At 65.6% G+C, this 19,036-nt stretch carries 18 protein-coding genes; 9 read left to right on the forward strand and 9 right to left on the reverse strand.

Annotation, left to right across the window (positions count from 1 at the left end):
• Positions 1–70: 70 nt before the first annotated feature.
• The 3 genes from CG716_RS09530 to CG716_RS09540 all read left to right on the forward strand — a co-directional run bounded on the left by CG716_RS09530 (position 71) and on the right by CG716_RS09540 (position 3,533).
• Entirely contained in the window at positions 71–916 is an 846-nt protein-coding gene (locus CG716_RS09530) for a DUF3060 domain-containing protein (protein ID WP_234817774.1), read from the forward strand.
• Positions 917–1,293: 377 nt separating this feature from the next.
• Positions 1,294–2,763 carry an amino acid ABC transporter substrate-binding protein/permease gene (locus tag CG716_RS09535; RefSeq protein WP_094478798.1) on the forward strand — a complete coding sequence of 490 codons (1,470 nt, stop codon included), beginning with the start codon at positions 1,294–1,296 and terminating at the stop codon, positions 2,761–2,763.
• Positions 2,760–3,533 carry an amino acid ABC transporter ATP-binding protein gene (locus CG716_RS09540; RefSeq protein WP_094478800.1) on the forward strand — a complete coding sequence of 258 codons (774 nt, stop codon included), beginning with the start codon at positions 2,760–2,762 and terminating at the stop codon, positions 3,531–3,533. The genes CG716_RS09535 and CG716_RS09540 overlap by 4 nt, the downstream gene beginning before the upstream one ends.
• On the opposite strand, the gene CG716_RS09545 is transcribed toward CG716_RS09540, so the two are convergent.
• Both CG716_RS09545 and CG716_RS09550 read right to left on the reverse strand, forming a co-directional pair.
• Positions 3,534–4,037, reverse strand: coding sequence for a nucleoside deaminase (locus tag CG716_RS09545; protein WP_094478802.1), 504 nt, complete (start codon positions 4,035–4,037; stop codon positions 3,534–3,536).
• 232 nt (positions 4,038–4,269) lie between these two features.
• Positions 4,270–4,467: an alpha-L-fucosidase gene (locus CG716_RS09550; RefSeq protein WP_094478804.1), complete on the reverse strand. Its 198-nt coding sequence runs from the start codon at positions 4,465–4,467 to the stop codon at positions 4,270–4,272.
• Between the two features lie 29 nt (positions 4,468–4,496).
• On the opposite strand from CG716_RS09550, the gene CG716_RS09555 reads away from it, so the two are divergent.
• Together CG716_RS09555 and CG716_RS09560 are read left to right on the forward strand one after the other, a co-directional pair.
• Complete coding sequence (locus tag CG716_RS09555; protein WP_234817775.1) at positions 4,497–4,961, forward strand: hypothetical protein; 465 nt, start codon at positions 4,497–4,499, stop codon at positions 4,959–4,961.
• A gap of 32 nt (positions 4,962–4,993) precedes the next feature.
• A complete protein-coding gene (locus tag CG716_RS09560) occupies positions 4,994–5,416 on the forward strand; it encodes an organic hydroperoxide resistance protein (protein ID WP_094478806.1) in 423 nt (140 codons plus the stop codon).
• A 3-nt stretch (positions 5,417–5,419) separates the two neighbouring features.
• Here CG716_RS09560 and CG716_RS09565 read toward each other — a convergent pair whose 3' ends face one another.
• Together CG716_RS09565 and CG716_RS09570 are read right to left on the reverse strand one after the other, a co-directional pair.
• Positions 5,420–6,487 (reverse strand): sensor domain-containing diguanylate cyclase, encoded by a 1,068-nt coding sequence (locus CG716_RS09565; RefSeq protein ID WP_094479001.1) that lies wholly within the window; start codon positions 6,485–6,487, stop codon positions 5,420–5,422.
• Positions 6,488–6,596: 109 nt separating this feature from the next.
• Entirely contained in the window at positions 6,597–7,379 is a 783-nt protein-coding gene (locus CG716_RS09570; RefSeq protein ID WP_234817776.1) for a DUF427 domain-containing protein, read from the reverse strand.
• Positions 7,380–7,482: 103 nt separating this feature from the next.
• Between CG716_RS09570 and CG716_RS09575 the strand changes: the two genes are divergently transcribed.
• Positions 7,483–8,238 (forward strand): dienelactone hydrolase family protein, encoded by a 756-nt coding sequence (locus tag CG716_RS09575; protein ID WP_094478810.1) that lies wholly within the window; start codon positions 7,483–7,485, stop codon positions 8,236–8,238.
• A gap of 12 nt (positions 8,239–8,250) precedes the next feature.
• Positions 8,251–8,523 (forward strand): DUF6295 family protein, encoded by a 273-nt coding sequence (locus tag CG716_RS09580; protein WP_094478812.1) that lies wholly within the window; start codon positions 8,251–8,253, stop codon positions 8,521–8,523.
• 104 nt (positions 8,524–8,627) lie between these two features.
• On the opposite strand, the gene CG716_RS09585 is transcribed toward CG716_RS09580, so the two are convergent.
• A complete protein-coding gene (locus CG716_RS09585; protein ID WP_094478814.1) occupies positions 8,628–10,487 on the reverse strand; it encodes a glycoside hydrolase family 2 protein in 1,860 nt (619 codons plus the stop codon).
• A 482-nt stretch (positions 10,488–10,969) separates the two neighbouring features.
• Here CG716_RS09585 and CG716_RS09590 point away from each other — a divergent pair, with 482 nt between their 5' ends.
• Entirely contained in the window at positions 10,970–12,007 is a 1,038-nt protein-coding gene (locus tag CG716_RS09590; RefSeq protein WP_234817777.1) for a CobW family GTP-binding protein, read from the forward strand.
• Between the two features lie 56 nt (positions 12,008–12,063).
• Here CG716_RS09590 and CG716_RS30130 read toward each other — a convergent pair whose 3' ends face one another.
• On the reverse strand, positions 12,064–15,144 hold the full coding sequence (locus CG716_RS30130) for a hypothetical protein (RefSeq protein ID WP_165774083.1): 3,081 nt from the start codon (positions 15,142–15,144) through the stop codon (positions 12,064–12,066).
• Between CG716_RS30130 and CG716_RS09600 the strand changes: the two genes are divergently transcribed.
• Positions 15,119–15,478, forward strand: a complete 360-nt coding sequence (locus CG716_RS09600) for a hypothetical protein (RefSeq protein WP_165774084.1) — start codon at positions 15,119–15,121, stop codon at positions 15,476–15,478. The genes CG716_RS30130 and CG716_RS09600 overlap by 26 nt on opposite strands.
• Before the next feature lie 575 nt (positions 15,479–16,053).
• Here the strand turns inward: CG716_RS09600 and CG716_RS09605 are convergent.
• Genes CG716_RS09605 through CG716_RS09615 form a run of 3 tightly spaced genes read right to left on the reverse strand, consistent with a single transcriptional unit; the run spans position 16,054 to position 18,927 of the window.
• Positions 16,054–17,805 (reverse strand): MOSC domain-containing protein, encoded by a 1,752-nt coding sequence (locus CG716_RS09605; RefSeq protein ID WP_094479003.1) that lies wholly within the window; start codon positions 17,803–17,805, stop codon positions 16,054–16,056.
• A gap of 5 nt (positions 17,806–17,810) precedes the next feature.
• Positions 17,811–18,449: a pyridoxamine 5'-phosphate oxidase family protein gene (locus CG716_RS09610; RefSeq protein ID WP_094478820.1), complete on the reverse strand. Its 639-nt coding sequence runs from the start codon at positions 18,447–18,449 to the stop codon at positions 17,811–17,813.
• A 16-nt stretch (positions 18,450–18,465) separates the two neighbouring features.
• Positions 18,466–18,927 (reverse strand): nuclear transport factor 2 family protein, encoded by a 462-nt coding sequence (locus CG716_RS09615; protein ID WP_094478822.1) that lies wholly within the window; start codon positions 18,925–18,927, stop codon positions 18,466–18,468.
• Between the last annotated feature and the right edge of the window lie 109 nt (positions 18,928–19,036).

The raw sequence follows: 19,036 nt of genomic DNA on the forward strand, positions 1-19,036 counted from the left end.
GTCCACCACCAGTTCCGCATCGAACTTCTCCAGCACCACCAGCCGGTCACCACCGAGCAGGTAGTGAAGGGTGTTGAAGCCGTTGGTGTGGTACATCGGTGCGGGTATCGAGGATGACCTTGGGCAGGCCAGGGCGGCCAGCACGAGTTCGGCCGAATTGGGGATCCCGATCGCGACGAATGTTACTGGTCACGTCTATCGGTGGCCGGAGCGCAATAGGCTGATCCACGACCAGGTCGAGGAGCAGCAGCCGATGAACCCAGAAGACGATCCCGAGAAGCGGATCCAGGAACTCGAGCGCCCGCTGGCCAGCCAGGCTCAGACCAGCGAACTGGGCACCGCCGCACCGCCCGGCGGCTGGCACCCCCCGCCGCCTCCGCCGCCGGGGTACTACGGGCCGCCGATGCCGCTGCCGTCGGTTCCGTCGCCATCCCCGGGTATTCGGATCGGCTGGATTGTGCTGTCGCTGTTGATTGTTGGGCTGTTCGTCGGCGGCGGCGTGGTGGTATGGACGAACTTGTCCAACCGCTCGGCGCCGGGCTTCCCGAGTATCGCCGGAGGCGGTGGCACGTTCACCACGGCCACCCGACCCAGCCGGGCCACCCCAACTCCCCCGGGCCCATCGGCGGGCACGGTGGCCACTGCGGCGCCGGGCGGGAGCGTCGGCGTGGCCGGAGTCAACCAGATCAGGACGATCACATGTGACGACACCGTCGTCACCGTCAGCGGAATGGACAACACGGTGGTGGCCACCGGGCACTGCACGCTGGTGCAGGTTTCCGGCATGAACAACGTGGTGACGATCGATGCCGCCGACGCCATCGACGCCTCCGGGATGAGCAACAAGATCACATACCGCGCGGGGTCGCCGAAGATCACCAAATCCGGCTTCTCCAACACCGTCGAGCAGAACTGATCGTGACCGCAACGGCACGAATCGGGTGCCGCAAACCGTAGCGCGCCACCCCGGCCACTCGCAGGACACCGATCTCGGTTGAGCCCCATAGGTTGTGGACGGTCGGACCCCACGCTTGTGTGATCGTGCGGGTTGTAGGAAAACCACTGTTGCTCAGCCAGAATCCGCTCCGCGCCAGCGTGATTCAGATCCGGCGCGATGAGGCGAGGTCCGTGACGCCCCGCAGCCGCTCGGCGCGACACGGTAGTCGGGGCCGGGTATAGGACGGTAGAGACTTCGAGCTACAGCGCCAGCGATTCGCAGTTACCCACGCATACGGCAAGCCAGGGCGTTAGCGTGAACCGCAGGCCCACACACGGGGAATGAGAGGGGACCGCATGCCGACCCGATGGTTACGCCGAATTTCTCGTCGAGGTAGCGGCGCGGCAGCTGCCACCGTGGTGTTGGCAGCCCTTGTGACGGTGCTCGCGGCGGGCTTGTTCGCGCCTGCCCGGGCGTCAGCCGACGGCGAGACCTATGTGGTCGCCACCGACACCACCTTCGCGCCTTTCGAATTCCAGGACAAGCAAGGCAAATTCGTCGGGATCGACATGGATCTCATCCGCGCGATCGCCGACGACCAGAAGTTCAAGGTCGACATCAAACCTCTGGGCTTCGACGCCGCACTGCAGGCCGTACAGGCCAACCAGGTCGACGGCGTGATCGCCGGTATGTCGATCACCGATAAGCGCAAGCAGGTCTTCGACTTCTCCGAACCGTACTTCGAGTCCGGCGTTCAGATGGCGGTCCTCAAGACCAACAACGACATCAAGTCCTATGACGACTTGCGGGGCAAGAAGGTGGCCGTCAAGAACGGCACGCAGGGTGCCACCTTCGCCAACTCCATCAAGGACAAGTACGGCTTCCAGGTTGTCTCGTTCGCGGACTCCTCGTCGATGTTCGACGAGGTGAAGACCGGTAACTCGGTAGCCGTGTTCGAGGACTACCCGGTGCTGTTATACGGCATCGCGCAGGGCAATGGTTTCAAGACGGTCACCCCCAAGGAGGATCCGACCGGCTACGGGTTCGCGGTCAACAAGGGCCGCAATGCCGAACTCATCTCGAAGTTCAACGCCGGCTTGGACAACCTCAAGAAGTCCGGGCGTTACGACGAGATCATCAACAAATACCTCGGTGAAGGCGCCACCCACGATGACAACTCGTTCTTCGGCCTGATCAAGAGCACCTACCCGATCCTGCTGCAGGGCTTGAAGATGACCGTCATCCTGACGGTCGTCTCGATCGCGATCGCGCTGGTTCTCGGCATCATCTTCGGCATGTTCCGGGTGTCGCGAGCGATCTGGCTGCGCGCGATCGGCACCACCTTCGTCGACATCTTCCGCGGCACCCCACTGCTGGTGCAGGCCTTCTTCATCTACTTCGGTATCCCCTCGGCACTGGGCTTCCAGATGAGTGCGCTGACGGCGGGCATCATCACGCTGTCGCTCAACGCCGGTGCCTACATGACCGAGATCGTGCGCGGCGGTATCCAATCGGTCGACAAGGGCCAGATGGAGGCGGCCCGCAGCCTCGGCATCGGCTATCTGTCGACCATGCGGAAAGTGATTCTGCCGCAAGCAATCCGGACGATGATTCCGTCCTACATCAACCAGTTCGTGATCACGCTCAAGGACACGTCGATCCTGTCGGTGATCGGCATTGCGGAGTTGACCCAGACCGGGCGGATCATCATCGCTGGCAACTTCCAGTCGTTCAAGATGTGGCTGATCATCGGCATCATCTACTTCGTCGTCATCATGGCGCTCACCAAACTCTCGGATCGCCTCGAGAAAAGGATCGTGAAATGACCAATCTCGTTCCCGAAGCAGCCGCAGCCGAGGCCCCCGGCACCGTGATGATCCACATCGACGGGCTGAAGAAGGCTTTCGGCGAGCTGGTGGTGCTCGACGGCATCACCACCGACATCAAGCAGGGCGAAGTGGTGTGCGTCATCGGGCCATCGGGTTCGGGCAAGTCGACGTTCCTGCGCTGCCTGAACAAACTGGAGGAGATCACCGCGGGCAAGGTCGTCATCGACAAGTTCGACCTCACCGACCGCAAGGTGGATCTGGACAAGGTGCGCCAGCACATTGGCATGGTGTTCCAGCACTTCAACCTCTTCCCGCACATGACGGTGCTACAGAACGTGACGCTGGCACCGCTGCTGACCAAGAAGATGGACAAGGCCGCCGCCGAGAAGAAGGCGAGGGAGCTCCTCGGTCAGGTCGGGCTCGCCGAGAAGGCGAACGTCAAACCCTCCACCCTCTCGGGCGGGCAAAAGCAGCGGGTTGCGATCGCCCGTGCGCTGGCGATGGATCCGTCGATCATGTTGTTCGACGAGGCGACCAGCGCGCTGGACCCGGAGATGGTCGGCGATGTTCTTGAGGTGCTGCGCCAGCTCGCCCAGGGGGGCATGACGATGGTGGTGGTCACCCACGAGATGGGCTTCGCCAGAGAGGTGGCCTCTCGGGTGATCTTCATGGCCGACGGCAACATCGTGGAGGACGACGCCCCCGACGAGCTGTTCGGCAACCCGAAAAGCCCACGGCTGCAGGAATTTTTGTCGAAGGTCCTCTGACTAGTCCGACCGCGGGGCTCCGGGCACCCGCCGCTCACCCCCGTTGAGGTTCTGCCAGTACCGGTACACCTCGACGGCGTCGGCGCGTGGTTCGTAACGCATCGGCAGCCGCCGCTGCTGCCAGGGCTTGGCGAATTCCGCGTAGAAGTTGTCGAACTCGAAATACTTGCGGTCGTCCACGTAGTGCGGCTCGTATTCCTCCCGCGCGGTCAGGAAAACGACCTCGTCGGGCGAGCAGTAGTACAGCGCGCCCAGGCACATCGGGCACGGGTGGGCCAGCACATAGATCGTCGTCCCGACCAGGTGCTCGGTGCCAACCCGAATGCACGCCTCCCGGATGGCCAGGATCTCGGCGTGGGCCGTCGGGTCATGGGTTTGCGCAACCCGATTCGGACTCTCGGCGAGGATCTCACCGTCTCTGACGATGACGGTGGCAAAAGGCCTGCCGCCTTCGGCGACGTTGCGTCTGGCGATATCTACGGTGCGCGCGGCGAAATCAACCACACCCAAAGGCTAGACCGGTCGGGCACCGTGGCCCAGGGTTAGCACGTAAGCCGGCGCCGCCGGTATCCGTTCGGGCAGCCGTACCCACAGCATGGTGTCGCTCACCCGCCAGTCCACCGCCCTGAGTCCCCTCGTCGAAGGTGGCGAGGAAGTCGTCGTAGATGGCTTCGGGTCCGTAGGTGTCGCGCTGGTGATGCCAGGTGGGGCTGCCGGGCAGCTGACTGGTATTCAGTTACCACTCGGCATAGGGGTTGTCCCGCAACATCTCTGCGGGTTCGTTGGTCTTGAGTTGTTCTTGGATGTCGGGTACCTGCGGGGCCCAGCCCGGTACCGAGTACAGCCCCCAGTGCAGGAAGATCCCGAGCTTGGCGTCGTCGTACCAATCCGGCAGTGGGTGCGTTCCCACGGATTCCCAGGTTGGGGCATACATGCGCGCAGGCTACGCGTAGGTTGGCTGCGGTGAAGGCAATCGTCGCGGTTATCGCCGTGTTGGCCGTGGCCGCGGCAGTGACGATCGCCGCGCCTGCCGCATCGGTGCCCGATACCCCCTGCCGGCTGGCCACACCCGTCGCCGATGTCTCGGGTGTCGCGCAACTGCCTGCGGCACTGAAGAAACTGATCGGGCCGCTGGCCGATGCCGGCGCGCCGTTCGACAGCAGCGACGACGTCGAGGACGCGTTGTTGCCGTTTCGGCGGCTGATCCGGGCCGGATACCACGGCGACGATTGGTTCGTCTGGTACGAACACGGCGGCATCACCTACTTCTCGCAAGCCGTCGTCGCGCATGTGGGCGCCGACGGCACCGTGAGCCCGCTGGCCAATGCCGGGACGATCGACGACACGTTATGCGTTGTCACCGACGGTGCGTTCGCCGGCAAGGTTCCGCCCTATCCGCCCGGATCTTGGCAGGCGAACGGCTTTTAGCCCGACGAAGCAACGAACAGAAAGGAACGCAGATGAAAGTTCTGTACACCGCCGAGGCGCTGGCAACCGGTGAGGGTCGGGATGGGCACGGACGAACCTCCGACGGCAAGCTCGACCTTGATCTGAGCATCCAGAAGGAACTGGGCGGTTCTGGTGTCGGCACCAACCCCGAGCAGCTCTTCGCGGTGGGGTACGCCGCGTGCTACCACTCAGCGCTGCAGCTGGTAGCCCGCCAGGAGAAGGCTGACGTCACCGATTCGGCTGTGGGAGCCAAGGTTTCACTCGGCACCAATGACGCCGGTGGATTTGTGCTTGCCGTCGAGCTCGAGGTCGTTCTCCCCAACGTCGACCATGAGGAAGCTGTGGCGCTGGCCGAGAAAGCTCACCAGGTGTGCCCGTATTCCAATGCCACGCGGGGCAACATCGACGTGAAGCTGACGGTCACCGACGACTGAGGCTCAGGCCTGGCGCCGCGAGCTGGGCTTGCCCTTTTTCTCCTCATACATCAGCTCATCGGCTCGGGTGAGAAGTTCGTCGACGGTCTCGGTGTCGGACATGTGCACCGGCACCTGCACCATGCCGATGCTGGCCGAAAGTGTGTAGGTCCGATCGTGCGTCTGGTTGAACCGGTCCAAACCCTGGCCGATGCGTTCCCGTAGCCGTTCGGAATTGCAGTCGGGCTCGATGACGAAGGCACAGAACTCGTCGCCGCCCAGGCGTGCGAGGACGTCGGAGTGCCGCAGCGTGGTCCGCAGGACGCCAGCGACGTCGGCCAGCAATTCGTCGCCGATGTCGTGGCCCTGTTTGTCGTTGACCATTTTGAGGCCATCCACGTCGAGGAAGACCAGCAGACAGCTGGTGCCGCGACGGCGGGCCGCCCGCAACGCAGCTTCGGTGCGCAGGTAGAAGCCGCGACGGTTGTTCAGCCCGGTCAGCTCGTCGGTGATGGATAGCTTGTGGATCTCCTCGTTGGCCTTCTCCAGCTGCAAGGTCCGGTCCTTGACCCGTTGTTCCAGTTCGGAGTAGAGCCCGACGTTCTCCATGGCGATCGAGGTCGAGTCGGCCAGCGCCTGCAGCAGGAAGACTTCCTGGTCGGTCGGCTGGCGTTCGCGGGCCCAGTAGTTGCCGATCGCCCCGATCGGGTCGACCTTGCGGATCGGGACCATGACCATGCTCTTGACGAAGGTGGGCCGGTAGGCCTCATGCGGGACGCGGTCGTCGCGGTAGATGTCCGGGATCACCGCTGCTTCGCGGTGGTTCATCGCCCACCCGCTGACGCAGCTCTCCATCGGGAAGCGACTGCCCTTCCACAGTGGAGCGATGGCGTACTCGTCGGCGTAGTAGCAGTAGCCGTTGTCCCGAAGCACGAAGGAGGCTCCGTCGCAGCCGGTCAGCTCACGGGCGGAGGTACGCACGATTTCCTGAACATCTTCGAGACTGCGCGCCAGTGAGAGTTCCTGGACGGCCTGCAACAACCGCTCCATGCCCTGCGCGTGGCCAGCACCGGTCGCAAGCTCAGCGGTCATGTGCACCTCCGACTGGCCGCGCCGCACCGCCACATTCTTGACGGCAAATTCTCGCTCGGCAAAGTATAGGCCGACTTCACCAACGAGACTCAACTACCGGCAATGCGTTCTATGAGAAGTGGGTGCGCGGCCGGGCCAGCGTTGCCCCGTCGACGGTGATGTCGAGCTTCTCGTTGTAGAAGGCGACCATGTTGGCGATCGGCGCGATGGCAGGCAGCGGAGTGTTGTAAGCCCAGGCCAGGTCAGCATGCAGAGTGTCGCCGGCCCGCACCGACCAGTATTCGGACGTGACGCCCTTGTACGGGCACAGCGTCTGGGTGTCCGACGGCTCGAGATGCTCGAACGCGACGTCGGTGCGGTCGATGTAATACCGCGTAGGCAGACCGGTTTCGAAGAGCAATATGGGGCCTACGGTGTCCGCCAGCAAAATCCCGTCGAGTTCGACGCGCACATGGCGGTGGGAGCGCAGCGCATCCACCCGCACATACGGATTGCGGGGATGGCCGAAGATCGGCTCGTCCTCCTCGAACCAGGTCAGTGCGGCCCAGTCGAATCTCACCAGCCCGGCCACCGGGCCGTCGCCGTCATCGAACACGCGTGCCGCCGACGGATAGGTCCCGGACTCGCCGGCCAGGGTGAAGGTCCGCGACGGGCCGAACTGCACGCGCTGCGGGTGGTCCTCGTCGCTCAGGAACTCTCGGCGGACGTCGGCCAGCGGGACGTAGTACTGCGGGTAGTACGGGACCTCCCATACGTAGTGGGCCGACGTGGTGTCGAAGACCAGTTGGCTGCCGAGGAAGCCGCGGACCCGGCGGGGCGATGGTTCGATGCGCCCGCGGGCAGCGGCGCCCTGCGGATAGTCGGTGACGGTCTGTTCGGATGCTGCGCTCACACTGGACTCCTTGCCGTGGGACACGTCACCTTCCATGATGACGAGTGACGGGGCGGGTAATCCAGCAGCGGCCGCGACAGCGGTCAGACAAGGAGCGGTGCCAATGAGCCGACCGGGCTCGGATGCGATTCGCGCGGAGACGATCACCATCAAGGGGCACGGTGGCGACGAGATCGAGGCCTACTGGGCCGGGCCGCTGGCCGAGGGCTCGCGGGGTGGGATCGTCTGGATCCACCACATGCCGGGCTACGACCGGGAGACCAAGGAATTCGTCCGCCGACTCGCTGTCACCGGCTATCACGTGGTCTGTCCCAACCTGTATTCGCGGGAGGCGCCCGGCGCCGATCCCGACGACGCCGCCGCGGCGGCGCGAGCCGCGGGAGGCGTGCCCGACGAGCGACTCATCGGCGACGCCGCCGGTGCGGTGGCCCACCTCGGTGGCCTGCCGGGGGCGAACGGGAAATTCGGCGTCATCGGTCATTGCTCAGGCGGGCGGCATGCGTTTCTGGCGGCTTGTTCACTGCCGTTCGACGCCGCGGTGGATTGCTACGGCGCGTTCATCGTCGAGGATCCGCCGGAGGGCATGCCCAAGGCGATGAAGCCGATCCTGGACCTGGCCCCGAATCTGAGCGCTCCGATGCTCGGCTTGTTCGGGGCCGAGGATCGGTTCCCGACTCCGGAGGCGGTGGCCACCTTGGACGCGGAGCTGACCCGGCTGGGCAAGCCGCACGAGTTCCACAGTTACGACGGTGCCGGGCATTCGTTCTTCTCTGTAGACCGGCCGTCCTATCGGGTCGAGGCCGCCATCGACGGCTGGCGCCACATCGACCACTTCTTCGCCACCCACCTGAAAGGCTAGGTCTGCCAAGCCATGTGCACCTATCTCACCGAGCGCGTCGCCATCGAGGGCAGCGGCAAGGGCGCCACCGGATGGTTCGGCGCCGACCGGGCCACGGTCTACATCGATCACCCGGTGCACGCCGGGTACACCCACACGGTCAACATCGACGTGCTCAACCCGGCGCTCGGACCGTCGGCGCGTGTGGCACTGGAACTGACCGAGGAGAGCGCACTGGCGCTCGCCGACGCGATCCATCGCGCGATCGGGCACGCCCCCGTCGGCCTGGCTTCACGAGATCAGTAGATGGCCGGTGGATCCGAAGCCGTGCGGGTCCCACGTGATCGGCAGCGGGTCGCCCGGAGTGTGCAGCCGATCAGTCGCGCACCACGCTGGACCGCCACACTTCGTCACCGGCGAACATCCGGCGGCGGCACCCCCGGTGTCCCTGCGGCGATCACCGCACGATTTCGGTCCGCCACAACCGGAATCGGCATCTTGACCTGCCACCGGTCATAGCTCAGCAATCCGTTGACCTCGTTCTCCACATCGGTGGTCTGGGTATAGATAGCCGCGGACAGCCCGGTCCTGCGCACGATGTCCTCCAGTCGGCGGCTCACTTCGACATAGCGATCGATCAGACGCGCGGGGCTGTCGGCCATCTCGTAGGCCTGCGGCGGTCCCGGCCAGCGGTTGCCGTCCAGCACCAGCCCCAGCCCGCCGTATTCACCGTCGACCCGAACGCGGTTGTCGACCGGGATGGACCCCTTCGAGTGTGCCTTCAACAGGTCGTCATGAATTTCCGGTTCGCCGGGCCCGACATACGTGTGATCGTCGTAAATGTCGCCGGCCAGAGTGTCTCCGCGCGATTTGCAGCAGTTGACTCCGCTGTTGGCGTCGACCATCCGTGTCGGGTCGGCGGCCTTCACCACGCCGGCGATCCGAGCGGTATCGAACTCACCCCAGCCCTCGTTGAACGGCACCCAGCCGACGATCGAGGTCACGCTGCGTAGCTGATCGATCACGGCCAGCAGCTCTTTTTCAAAGTTGGCCTTCGCGGCCGGCGACGGCTCGGGGGCGGGACCGACCGGGATAGCCAGGGACACGTCCAGCGACGGCATGTCCTGCCACACCATCAATCCCAGCTTGTCGGCCCAGTAGTACCAGCGGGCCGGCTCCACCTTGCCGTGCTTGCGCACGAAGTTCATGCCGAATTCCTTGATCCGCATCAGATCCGACTTCAGCGCGTCATCGGTTGGTGCGGTGTAGATCCCGTCCGGCCAGTAGCCCTGGTCCAGCGGGCCGTGCAGGAATGTGATCTTGCCGTTCAAGGCGATTCGCGGCCTGCCTTGCGGATCGAGCACCGTGCCGATGGTGCGCAGCCCGGCATAACTGGAAACCGCGTCGACCACCTTGCCGGTCGGGTTCACCAAGGCGACTTTCAGGTCGTAGAGGTGCGGGTCGTCGGGAGTCCACAGGTGCGGATTCGGAATCGGCAGGCGGATGGTGTCACCGGCGCCGGCGGACGCGACCGACACCACCCGGCCACCGGGCTCGACGACAAACACCACCGCGCGCTGGCCCTTGGTCCCGGCAACCCGTGGCGTGACAGCCATACTCGTCAGACTCGTGGTGATGTCGAGCTTGTCGATGTAGGTGGGTTGCACCGGCTCCATCCACACCGTCTGCCAGATGCCCGACGCGCCGGTGTAGAAGAGTCCCCCCGGCTCGTTGCGCTGTTTACCGATCGGGAACGGGTTGGCCTCGTTGCGGTCCTCGACCCGCACCGTGATCTCCTGGGGCCCGGGAAACTTCAGCGCCTTGGTGATGTCGACAGTGAACTCGGTATAGCCGCCCTCGTGGTGGCCCACTTGCTGGTGGTTGACCCAGACGGTGGCCATCTGATCCACCGCACCGAAGTGCAGCAGCACATGCTGGCCAAGCCAATTGCTCGGCACCTTCACGACTTTGCGGTACCACATCTCGTCGTCGTGGCGCGCGATGCCCGACAGGGCCGACTCGACGGGGTACGGGACGAGGATCTGCTCGTTGTACGCGGCCGGCGGCGGCGGGTCAGCCAGCACCGATCCCGCGGATCGACCCATGTAGCCCCACACCCCGTTGAGGTTCATCCAGGCGGCCCGCGTCATCTGCGGACGTGGGTATTCCGGCAGCGCGTTCTCCGGTCCCACGAGCTTGGTCCACGGGGTGGGCAGGAGCGCGGTCTTCGGGTTCCACATCACGACAGCGTTCGCGGGCGGGATTCCCATGATGGCAAAACCGAACAGCGTCAACGCAACTGCGCAAAAGCGGCCTACCCACAGCTGATGGCGGCGGGGCCGTCCGCGCGGCGGCGTCACAGCTCGAGCCGACAAGATACTTCCCCCGAACTAGAGGCCGACCACGGTGCGCGCGACCCTGCGTGACCGCATTTTCATACAGCAAACGAATCGAACCAGTCGCGACACGAAGTTATCCTGCAGTGCCCTGGGAGATGATCCGAGGTAGACCGGGAAGATGCGATTGCCGTTGGCACATTAGCCTGCTCAAAACCAGTTTTCCACTACCATTCAACGAGTTTCGCGCAGCAATCTTTCGTTCCGCGACCTGGGCCGTTGCCGTCCTGCGGATAGGCTCCCCGCGGCCGCATCAGCCCTGGGATACAGCACCCATTGATAGCGGATTCATAGCTTCCAGCAAACCCGTCGCGGCGCGTCGCGGCGGGTGAGCAGCGATGTGGCACCATCGCCACGTGTCACGGACTGCCAGCGACCACGGTGCGACCATCCCGGTCATCGCTCTCACCGGGTATTTGGGTGCCGGGAAGACCACGTTGCTCAACCACGTGCTGCGCACCCCGCAGGCTCGGATCGGAGTGGTAATCAACGATTTCGGGGAGATCAATGTCGACGCCGGATTGATCAGCGGGCAGATCGACGAACCTGCTTCGATCGCGGGGGGCTGCATCTGCTGCCTGCCCGACGATGGCCAGCTCGACGCCGCACTGGCCCGGTTGGCCGACCCCAAACTGCGACTGGACGCCATCATTGTGGAAGCCAGCGGCCTTGCCGATCCAGCGGCCCTGGCCCGCATCATCGGATTCAGTGAAATCGGCGGAGTGCGAGACGGCGGGGTTGTCGACGTGGTCGACGCCGTGCGGCATTTCGACACCGTCGACAGCGGCGGCGTGGCACCGGCGCGTTACGGCGCGGCAACCCTCGTGGTGGTCAACAAACTCGACCAGATCCCAGAGGTCGACCGCGACGCGACGTTGCAACGGGTCGAAGCCAGGGTGCGGGAACGCAATTCGCGGGCTCACGTCATCGGCGCCATTAGCGGCCGAATCGATCCCGCTCTGCTCTACGACGTCGCCGCCGCGGCCGACGAGACCGGCCAGCTGTCGTTCCGCGACGCATTCGTCGAAGAGCCGGCCGACACCCATCATCACGTACACGCCGAGTCGGTGACGGTGAGCGGGGCAGCGCACGTCGATCCCGAACGCCTGCTCGAGCTTCTCGAGTCACCGCCCGCGGGCGTCTACCGGGTGAAGGGCACTGTGGCAGTGCAGCATCGGGGCACCGCCCGCCGCTACGTGGTCAACGTCGTCGGCCCGTCGGTCCACATCGCGCGCGCCGCCTCGGCGGGTGCCCAGAGTCATCTCGTGGCTATCGGCACGCACTTCGACACCGCCGCCGTCCAAACCCGGATCGCCCACGCGTTGCGGCCCGCCGATGGGCCGGCTTCGCCCGCTGCGCTGCGACGCTGGCAGCGTTATCTCACCCGTTCCTGACGGCAGGATGCCCCACCCTCGACGAGAGTGGGGCATCGTGGCGAATCAGCGTGCAATCACGCCTTGTTCGAGACGAAGATCGTCTCGAAGTTGTCCGTCTGCCATGCACTGAGGAACGCGCCGATCGTGACAGGCTCACCAAGCGGATACTTCTTGACCAGATTGCCGTCCGCGTCCTTCACCATCTCGGCCTGGAACCCAGGTCCACTGTCGTTGAGATAGACGATGCCTTTCTGGGTGTCCACGCCAATTACCGCCACCCCGTGGTTGGGATCTTCGTAGTCGGGAATTCCGGCCTCGGTGTTAGCGCCCTTGACAGCGGCCCAGAGGGTCTGCGCGTTGACCCCTACGATCACTCCATCACCGCGAGCCAGTGCGGCTTCGACGTCCCGGAGCGCGCGCTGACCGTCGGATTGCGTGCCGATCTCGGTCGTCTGCCCGTTGATTTGGACCGTCGTCGAGTAGGTCTTGACCACGGCGTTGACGTTGTAGTAGCGCTCCAGCAGCGCCGCCGTGTCCGGTACGGTGGCGCCGTTCTTGAGGTTCTCGTCGAACATTTTCTGTCCGGGCTGCGACACGCTGTCGGTGATGAGCGCGTAGTTGACGATCTCAGCCTCGGACGGCTCCAACGCCGGGTTACCGCGGAGCTGACCGACCACCATCGCTGCCGCGATCAGGATGCAGTTGCCGTAGCTCTGCTTGACCCAATAGGCAGAGTTCTCTGCCGGATTGCCGTAGGAACCATCCCCGTCGATCTTGACCGCGACTACCACTTGTTCGGTGTCTGGTTTGGCAAGTCCCACTTCGACGGCCCAGGAGTGCAACCAGTTCTGCACCAACCCCGCCACCCCAGGCAGCTGTGCCGCCTGGCCGTTCCGCAGCGTGATTACGAAGGAATCGCTGATCCCCGGTTTCACCAGCGTCGGGTCGACGGTGTACACGTAAGTGCCGTTGCTCTGCAGGGTGACCGTCCCGTATTTGGGTGGGGTCGTGACGCTGTACGTGACTCCAAAGCCATTGTTGCTCTGGGCATTGAGGTTGACGGTGATCTGCTTGAATTCACCGGTGTTGGGACTCAGGGCCGGATCCGCGCTGGGAGCCCGATTGAAAAAGGTATAGCTGAGCTGCCGTGCGAGGCCGGCCAATAGCTGTTGTGGTGTCGGAATCGCCGACGCATGGACGGTGCTCGTCGCCGACACGCTGGTGGCGGCCGTCGGAGGAACCGGTGTCCCGTTGGCGCCCGCGTCGCCGTAACCGCCATATTCGCCGTCTTGACCGCCTGGCCCGAAATTGCCGGGTGCCCCTCCCTGACCGCCACTTCCGCCGTAGCCACCGGTTTCCCGACCCGCGCCGCCGTCAGCACCGCCGTCGCCGCCGGCGCCGCCGACAGCACCGTCAGATCCGTTGATGCTGTTGAGGCCGGAGCCGCCCCGGCCGCCCTTGCCACCGGTACCACCGGCACCACCGGTTCCGCTGATCTGGGTAGCAGAGCCGGCGCCGCCGGCACCGCCGGCACCGCCGTCACCGGGTGTGCCGGGCGCACCGCCCGTTCCGAGGGGCGGGGCGCTGGAATTGGCTTCGCTCCAACCGCCCCAGCCGCCTGCTCCACCGGCGCCCCCATCGCCGCCCTTACCACCGTCTCCCGCGGCGGCAGACGTGGTCGCGGCTCCTCCCTTGCCGCCCGTGCCACCCTTGCCGCCGCTGCCACCGCTGCCAGCGGACGCGGCGACCTCAGCGGTGTCTTGACCGGCACCACCGGCGCCGCCCTTGCCGCCGGCGCCGCCGTTGGCACTGGAACCCGCTCTGCCAGTGGATGAAACGAAGAAGATGAACTTGCCCGCACCCGGGGCACCGCCGTGCTGGCCCCCATCACCACCGGCGCCGCCGTTCCCACCATTGCCACCGGCCAGGCCGTCACCAGCCTGCACGCCGGCGAACCTGTTGGCGCCCTGGCCTCCGACACCTCCAGCGCCGCCGCTACCGGCGGCCCCACCGTCGCCACCGACGCCGAGGAAGAAGCTACCGCTGCCGCCGTTGCCGCCGCTGCCGCCCGCCCCGCCTGCCAATCCGTCTGTGCCGTTGGGGTTTCCGGGACTGCCGTCGGGGTTCTTGATCCTTCCGTCGATGCCCGGCCCACCGGCTTGCCCCGCGCCGCCGCTACCGCCGTCACCCCCGGCCCCAAGGAGCGACAGCAATCCGACGCTGCCGCCATCACCGCCGTCACCGCCGCCATAGCCCCCGGCGCCACCGTCGCCCGCGTTGCCGGACAGCAGTCCGCCGTTACCGCCGCGGCCGCCCTTGCCGCCGGATCCTGGCGTCGAGGTGCTCTCCGGACCAGCGCCGCCGTCACCGCCATTTGCAAACACCGAGAGCAGGCCACCGCTACCGCCGCTGCCGCCGTTGCCGCCGGACGTGCCCGCCCCGCCGACACCGCCGTTGCCGGCGTTGCCCCACAACGAAACCAGCCCGGTGCTGCCGCCGCTGCCACCGTTGCCGCCGTCAGCTCCTATCCCGTAGGCGTCTCCGCCGGCGCCGCCGGCGCCGCCGTTGCCCTTGAGCGCACCACCGGACCCTCCCCGGCCACCGGTTCCGCCCTTGGTCCCGGCCGGAACAGGTCCACCGTTGGTCTGCGCGACGCCGCCCGCACCGCCGGCACCGCCGTTGCCGTTCAGGCCGGCCGCGCCGCCGTTGCCGCCGTTGATGTGGCCCTCGACGGATTCCGCGCCGTTACCGCCGCCTCCGCCGTTGCCCTGCAACAAGCCGCCCCGACCACCATTGCCGCCGCGACCACCATTGACGGTTGAAATGCCGTCGCCGCCCTCGCCACCGTTGCCGAACCAGCCTGCGGCGCCGCCATTTCCGCCGTTCCAGCCGTTGCCGCCGTTGCCGAGAATTCCGCCGTTGCCGCCCTTGCACACCGCGCCTGAGGCGCAGGTGCCGGCAGTCCACGAGTAGCCGTTGCCGATGATGATGCCGCCGTTGGGATGTGCGGCGGTGCCGTTGCCGAAGAAGAAGCTCACCAGCGTCTCAAGTCCGGCGCCGGGGGTCACCGCCGCCGATGAGGGCGTCTTGGAAACCGCCGACGCCGCAGCGACTGGTACGCGCGCGGCCGTGGAATCCACGCTCGCGGCGGCCACCGGCGTCGAATCCTCCTGCACCGCGGTCTTCTTGGTGTTCTTCGGGCTTCGTGCCGAGTTCGCAGCCGACGGACGCGGCTTCTGCCGTGCCGGTCCCGCGTGCGGCGCCGAGTTGTCACTGGAGGACGAGCTACTCGACGCGGACGATCCCTTCGAGGCCGCCGAACCGGTCGAATCCGCCGACGCCACTGCCGGCACCGAGGCAATCGCGGCGCCCACACCGAGCGCGACGGCGGAGGCCCCAACCCAGGTCAACATCCTGAGGTGGGCGGGCGAAGCCTGCTTCGGAGCGCCCATTCCGCCGAACTCGGCGGGCAGCATGCGTACCGCGTGAGGTTGGGATTCGAAACGATCGGTCGAACTCATAGCGGCAACTCCCCGTTAGTAGCCATGGCGTGAGATTGACTGCTGGTTCACAGGCACCCCACAGCCAGTCAGGAGCATAAAGCTAACTAACTGACGCGTCTATAATTTGCTCCAAATTGATCGCCCGCGTCGGAGACCACGGGGCAGAGGGCACGGCTGGGGCACACATCGGCACACCGGTGCCACTCTGGCGTTAGGGCCGTCGCGCCGCCCCTGACCCCTCAACCGGGACTGACTCGAAGACAATCGTTCAGCAACAGCCATTTTCGTTGAACAATCGTGTGTCCACGACACCGCACAATTGGAAGTTGGGGCCGGCTACAAGGAATTTTGCCTAGGAAACGGAGCCGCGCTACCCGCCTGCCCACCCGAGCCGCCGACAAAAACCTAGGGCGATAAACGTTGCTCACGGCAAATTGACGTGCCCGATAAGCGTTGAGGCAACCCCTCCCGAATTGTCGCGCTCTGCCATCTTTGTTGCGCACTGAGACCATGAATGATGGCGACACCATAGGTTCGCCCGATCTTCCGGTAGAGGGCATTTCAGAGATCGACGACGACATCCTCGGACGGCGTCGCGATGCAGAGCAAGATGTTCCCGACGGCGGGCGGTTCCAGTGGCTCGGGGTCGTAGCGAACCCGGCCGGACAGCAGCGCCGTTTCACAGGTGTGGCAGACCCCGGTCCGGCACGCCCACCGAGTCGGAACGTCGCAAGCCTCGGCGAACTCCAGCAGGCTGGTGTCGACCGACCGCCACGGCGCCGCGAGCGCACTGCGTGCGAATTGCACAGTCGGACCTGTCCCGGGTGGGCCGTCGGGCGGGTGTGGTGGTCGCAGGCTGGCGGCGGCGACGCCTGGGGTGATCGCGGAATGCGCTCCGAACCTCTCCGAATGGATGTGGCCGGCGTCGATCCCACACGCGACCAGCCCTTCGCTGACGGCGTCCATGAACGATTCCGGTCCGCACACGAAGGCCTCGGCCTCGGCCGGCACTCCCAGTTCGCGCAGCGCGGGCTCGCTCAACCGCCCGGGCTGGTCGTAGTCGACTCCGCTGCGCTCGGCGTCACCCGGTCTGCTATAGAAAATGTGGAATCGACTGTGCGGCAGCGCTTTCAAGAGTTCTTGCGTTTCCCGGGCGAACGCGTGCTCAGCGCTGTCGCGGGCGCTGTGAAGCCAGCACACGGCGCGTGTCGACCGACTTTCGGCCAGTGCGTGCAGCATCGAGAGGACGGGCGTGACGCCGATTCCCGCCGAGATGAGGACCACGGGATGCGCGCTGTCGTCGAGGAAGAAACTCCCCCGCGGCGCCGCCACCTCGATAAGGTCGCCGACCTTCACGTGGTCGTGGATATATCCACTGACGGCTCCCATGGGTTCTCGCTTGACTCCGATGCGGTAGTCAGCCGAACCTGGCTCGTTGGACAGGGAGTAATTGCGGATGAGCGGCGGGCCAGCGGGATCGACGGGAACACGCACCACGATCGATTGACCGGCAAGCCATTTCGGCAGCGGTGCACCCGCGGGATCGGCGAGCGTAACCGAGCGGACGTGTCGGCTCTCGTCGCGTACTCCGGTGACGACGAGGCTCCGGAACCCCGGCCAGGCCGGCGGCGGCCCGGTCACCCCGATCAGTCCGCTGTTGCCGGTTCCAGGGTCCTGGTCGAGAAGACTCTGTAGCGAGGTCTTCCACCCGGGGCTCAGCGCCGGTATATCCACCGCGCGTTGCAGTGCGTCGCGCGGATGGCCCGGGAGATAGAGCAGGGCGTCGATCTCGGCGACGCTGACCTGGTGCGGCCCATCGGAAATCTTGACCACATCCTGGCCGGCCGCCACCTCACCCTCGGTCAGCACGCGACAGTAGAACCCTGGCCGGTGGTGCGACACCAGCAATGCGGCCATCCGGGGCTCGCCGAGGCGCATCCCGACCCGGTAGCAGGTGACCCGGGGTTGCGTCACCTCGAGGACGACGTCGCCGATCCGGTATCGATCACCGATGCACACTTCGTCATCGGGCAGCCCGTCGACGGTCAGGTTCTCCCCGAAGGCACCCGCCGTCAGGTCGTCGCGGCCCAGCACCTTCGACCAATACCGATAGGAAGCAAGCTGATACACCAATACGGCCCGGTTCTCGCCGCCGTGGCCGCCGAGATCGCCTTGGCCGTCACCGTCTAAGTTGAGCCGGCGCACCGCTCGCGAACCGGTGACCGGAGCTTTCCACACGCCGGTGTGCACGGTGCGCCCGTTCCAGTCGACGTCTCTGGGCAGCCCGACATTGACCGACACCAGTTTGGCCATCGCGCTCATTGTTGTCGATCCGCGAGTTGCTCTCGTAGCTGCGCGTTTTCGGCCTTCAGCGCTGCCAGTTGTCCGCGCAGCGGCGCCAGGGCCGGTTCGAGCTCCGCGGCGGTGAAACGCGGGGTGATGTGCTGCGGGCAGTTCCAGTCAAAGGCCTCGACGTCGACGAGGACGGCGCGTTCCACCACAGCGTCGTAGGTGTCGTCAGCCAGCGACTTCACCAGCTCGGGATCCTCGTCAGCAGTGACGATTCGGGCGTGGCCGAAGATCTTCAGCCGGCGCTGGTGCACGTAGTCCAGGGCGATGATGGCGACACGGTCGTCGCCAGCAACGTTGCCGGTGCTGACGTATTGTAGGTTGCCGCGGAAGTCGGCCCAGCCGATGGTGTGGTCGTCGAGGGCATGGATGAATCCCGGTTTCCCTCCGCGAAATTGGACATAGGGCCAACCCGTCTCGGAGACCGATGCCAGGAAGAACCCGTCGCGCTGCGCCAGGTAGTCCTTCTCGTCCTCGGTGAGCGGGTCCGGTCCCGGCGATGCCTTGCCCGCTGCGACCTTACGTCCGTAGAACTCTTGGCTGCCGTGCTCGCCCTGGACGGACTGAACATCGTCGGTGAAGGCGATCGACGCGTAATGCTTGCTCATGTCTCCCCAACACTCATCACTGCAGCGGGAATTCCCGGCCACGCTCGTTGTCGGGCCGCGGGCCGAAGTAACGCCGGTCGGACTCGTCGATGGCGACGTCGTTGATGCTGGCCTCACGCCGGCGCATCAGCCCGTTGTCGGCGAACTCCCACAGCTCGTTTCCGTAGCTGCGCCACCATTGACCATCCGCGTCACGGCATTCGTACTGGAACCGCACGGCGATACGGTTGCCATGGAAGTCCCACAGGTTCTTTCGCAATGCGTAGTCGAGTTCGCGTTGCCACTTGGCGGTGAGGAATTCGACGATCTGCGGACGGCCGGTGATGAAGTGATCTCGATTGCGCCAGACGCTGTCGGGCGTGTACGCCAGGCTGACGAGGTGCGGGTCGCGGGTATTCCAGGCGTCTTCCGCCGCCTGCACCTTCTGCAGGGCGGTATGCAAGTTGAACGGCGGGAATGGTGGGCGGGATTCCGTCACGTCTGCCCCCTCCTCGGGACTGCCATGGCTGCAACGACCTCGTTGGTGTACACAACAGCGTGCGCCAGAAAAGCGAAGTTGACCAGTGCCGCCGTGGAGTTTGCCGCTG

This window comes from Mycolicibacterium sphagni (assembly GCF_002250655.1).
Taxonomy (GTDB): domain Bacteria; phylum Actinomycetota; class Actinomycetes; order Mycobacteriales; family Mycobacteriaceae; genus Mycobacterium; species Mycobacterium sphagni.

Excerpts from the sequence above, each read along its gene's own strand:
- CG716_RS09535 (WP_094478798.1), top strand. The coding sequence starts at position 1,294 with ATGCCGACCCGATGGTTACGCCGAATTTCTCGTCGAGGTAGCGGCGCG.
- CG716_RS09540 (WP_094478800.1), top strand. The coding sequence starts at position 2,760 with ATGACCAATCTCGTTCCCGAAGCAGCCGCAGCCGAGGCCCCCGGCACC.
- CG716_RS09550 (WP_094478804.1), bottom strand. The coding sequence starts at position 4,467 with ATGTATGCCCCAACCTGGGAATCCGTGGGAACGCACCCACTGCCGGAT.
- CG716_RS09560 (WP_094478806.1), top strand. The coding sequence starts at position 4,994 with ATGAAAGTTCTGTACACCGCCGAGGCGCTGGCAACCGGTGAGGGTCGG.
- CG716_RS09565 (WP_094479001.1), bottom strand. The coding sequence starts at position 6,487 with ATGACCGCTGAGCTTGCGACCGGTGCTGGCCACGCGCAGGGCATGGAG.
- CG716_RS09575 (WP_094478810.1), top strand. The coding sequence starts at position 7,483 with ATGAGCCGACCGGGCTCGGATGCGATTCGCGCGGAGACGATCACCATC.
- CG716_RS09580 (WP_094478812.1), top strand. The coding sequence starts at position 8,251 with ATGTGCACCTATCTCACCGAGCGCGTCGCCATCGAGGGCAGCGGCAAG.
- CG716_RS09585 (WP_094478814.1), bottom strand. The coding sequence starts at position 10,487 with ATGGGAATCCCGCCCGCGAACGCTGTCGTGATGTGGAACCCGAAGACC.
- CG716_RS09605 (WP_094479003.1), bottom strand. The coding sequence starts at position 17,805 with ATGGCCAAACTGGTGTCGGTCAATGTCGGGCTGCCCAGAGACGTCGAC.
- CG716_RS09610 (WP_094478820.1), bottom strand. The coding sequence starts at position 18,449 with ATGAGCAAGCATTACGCGTCGATCGCCTTCACCGACGATGTTCAGTCC.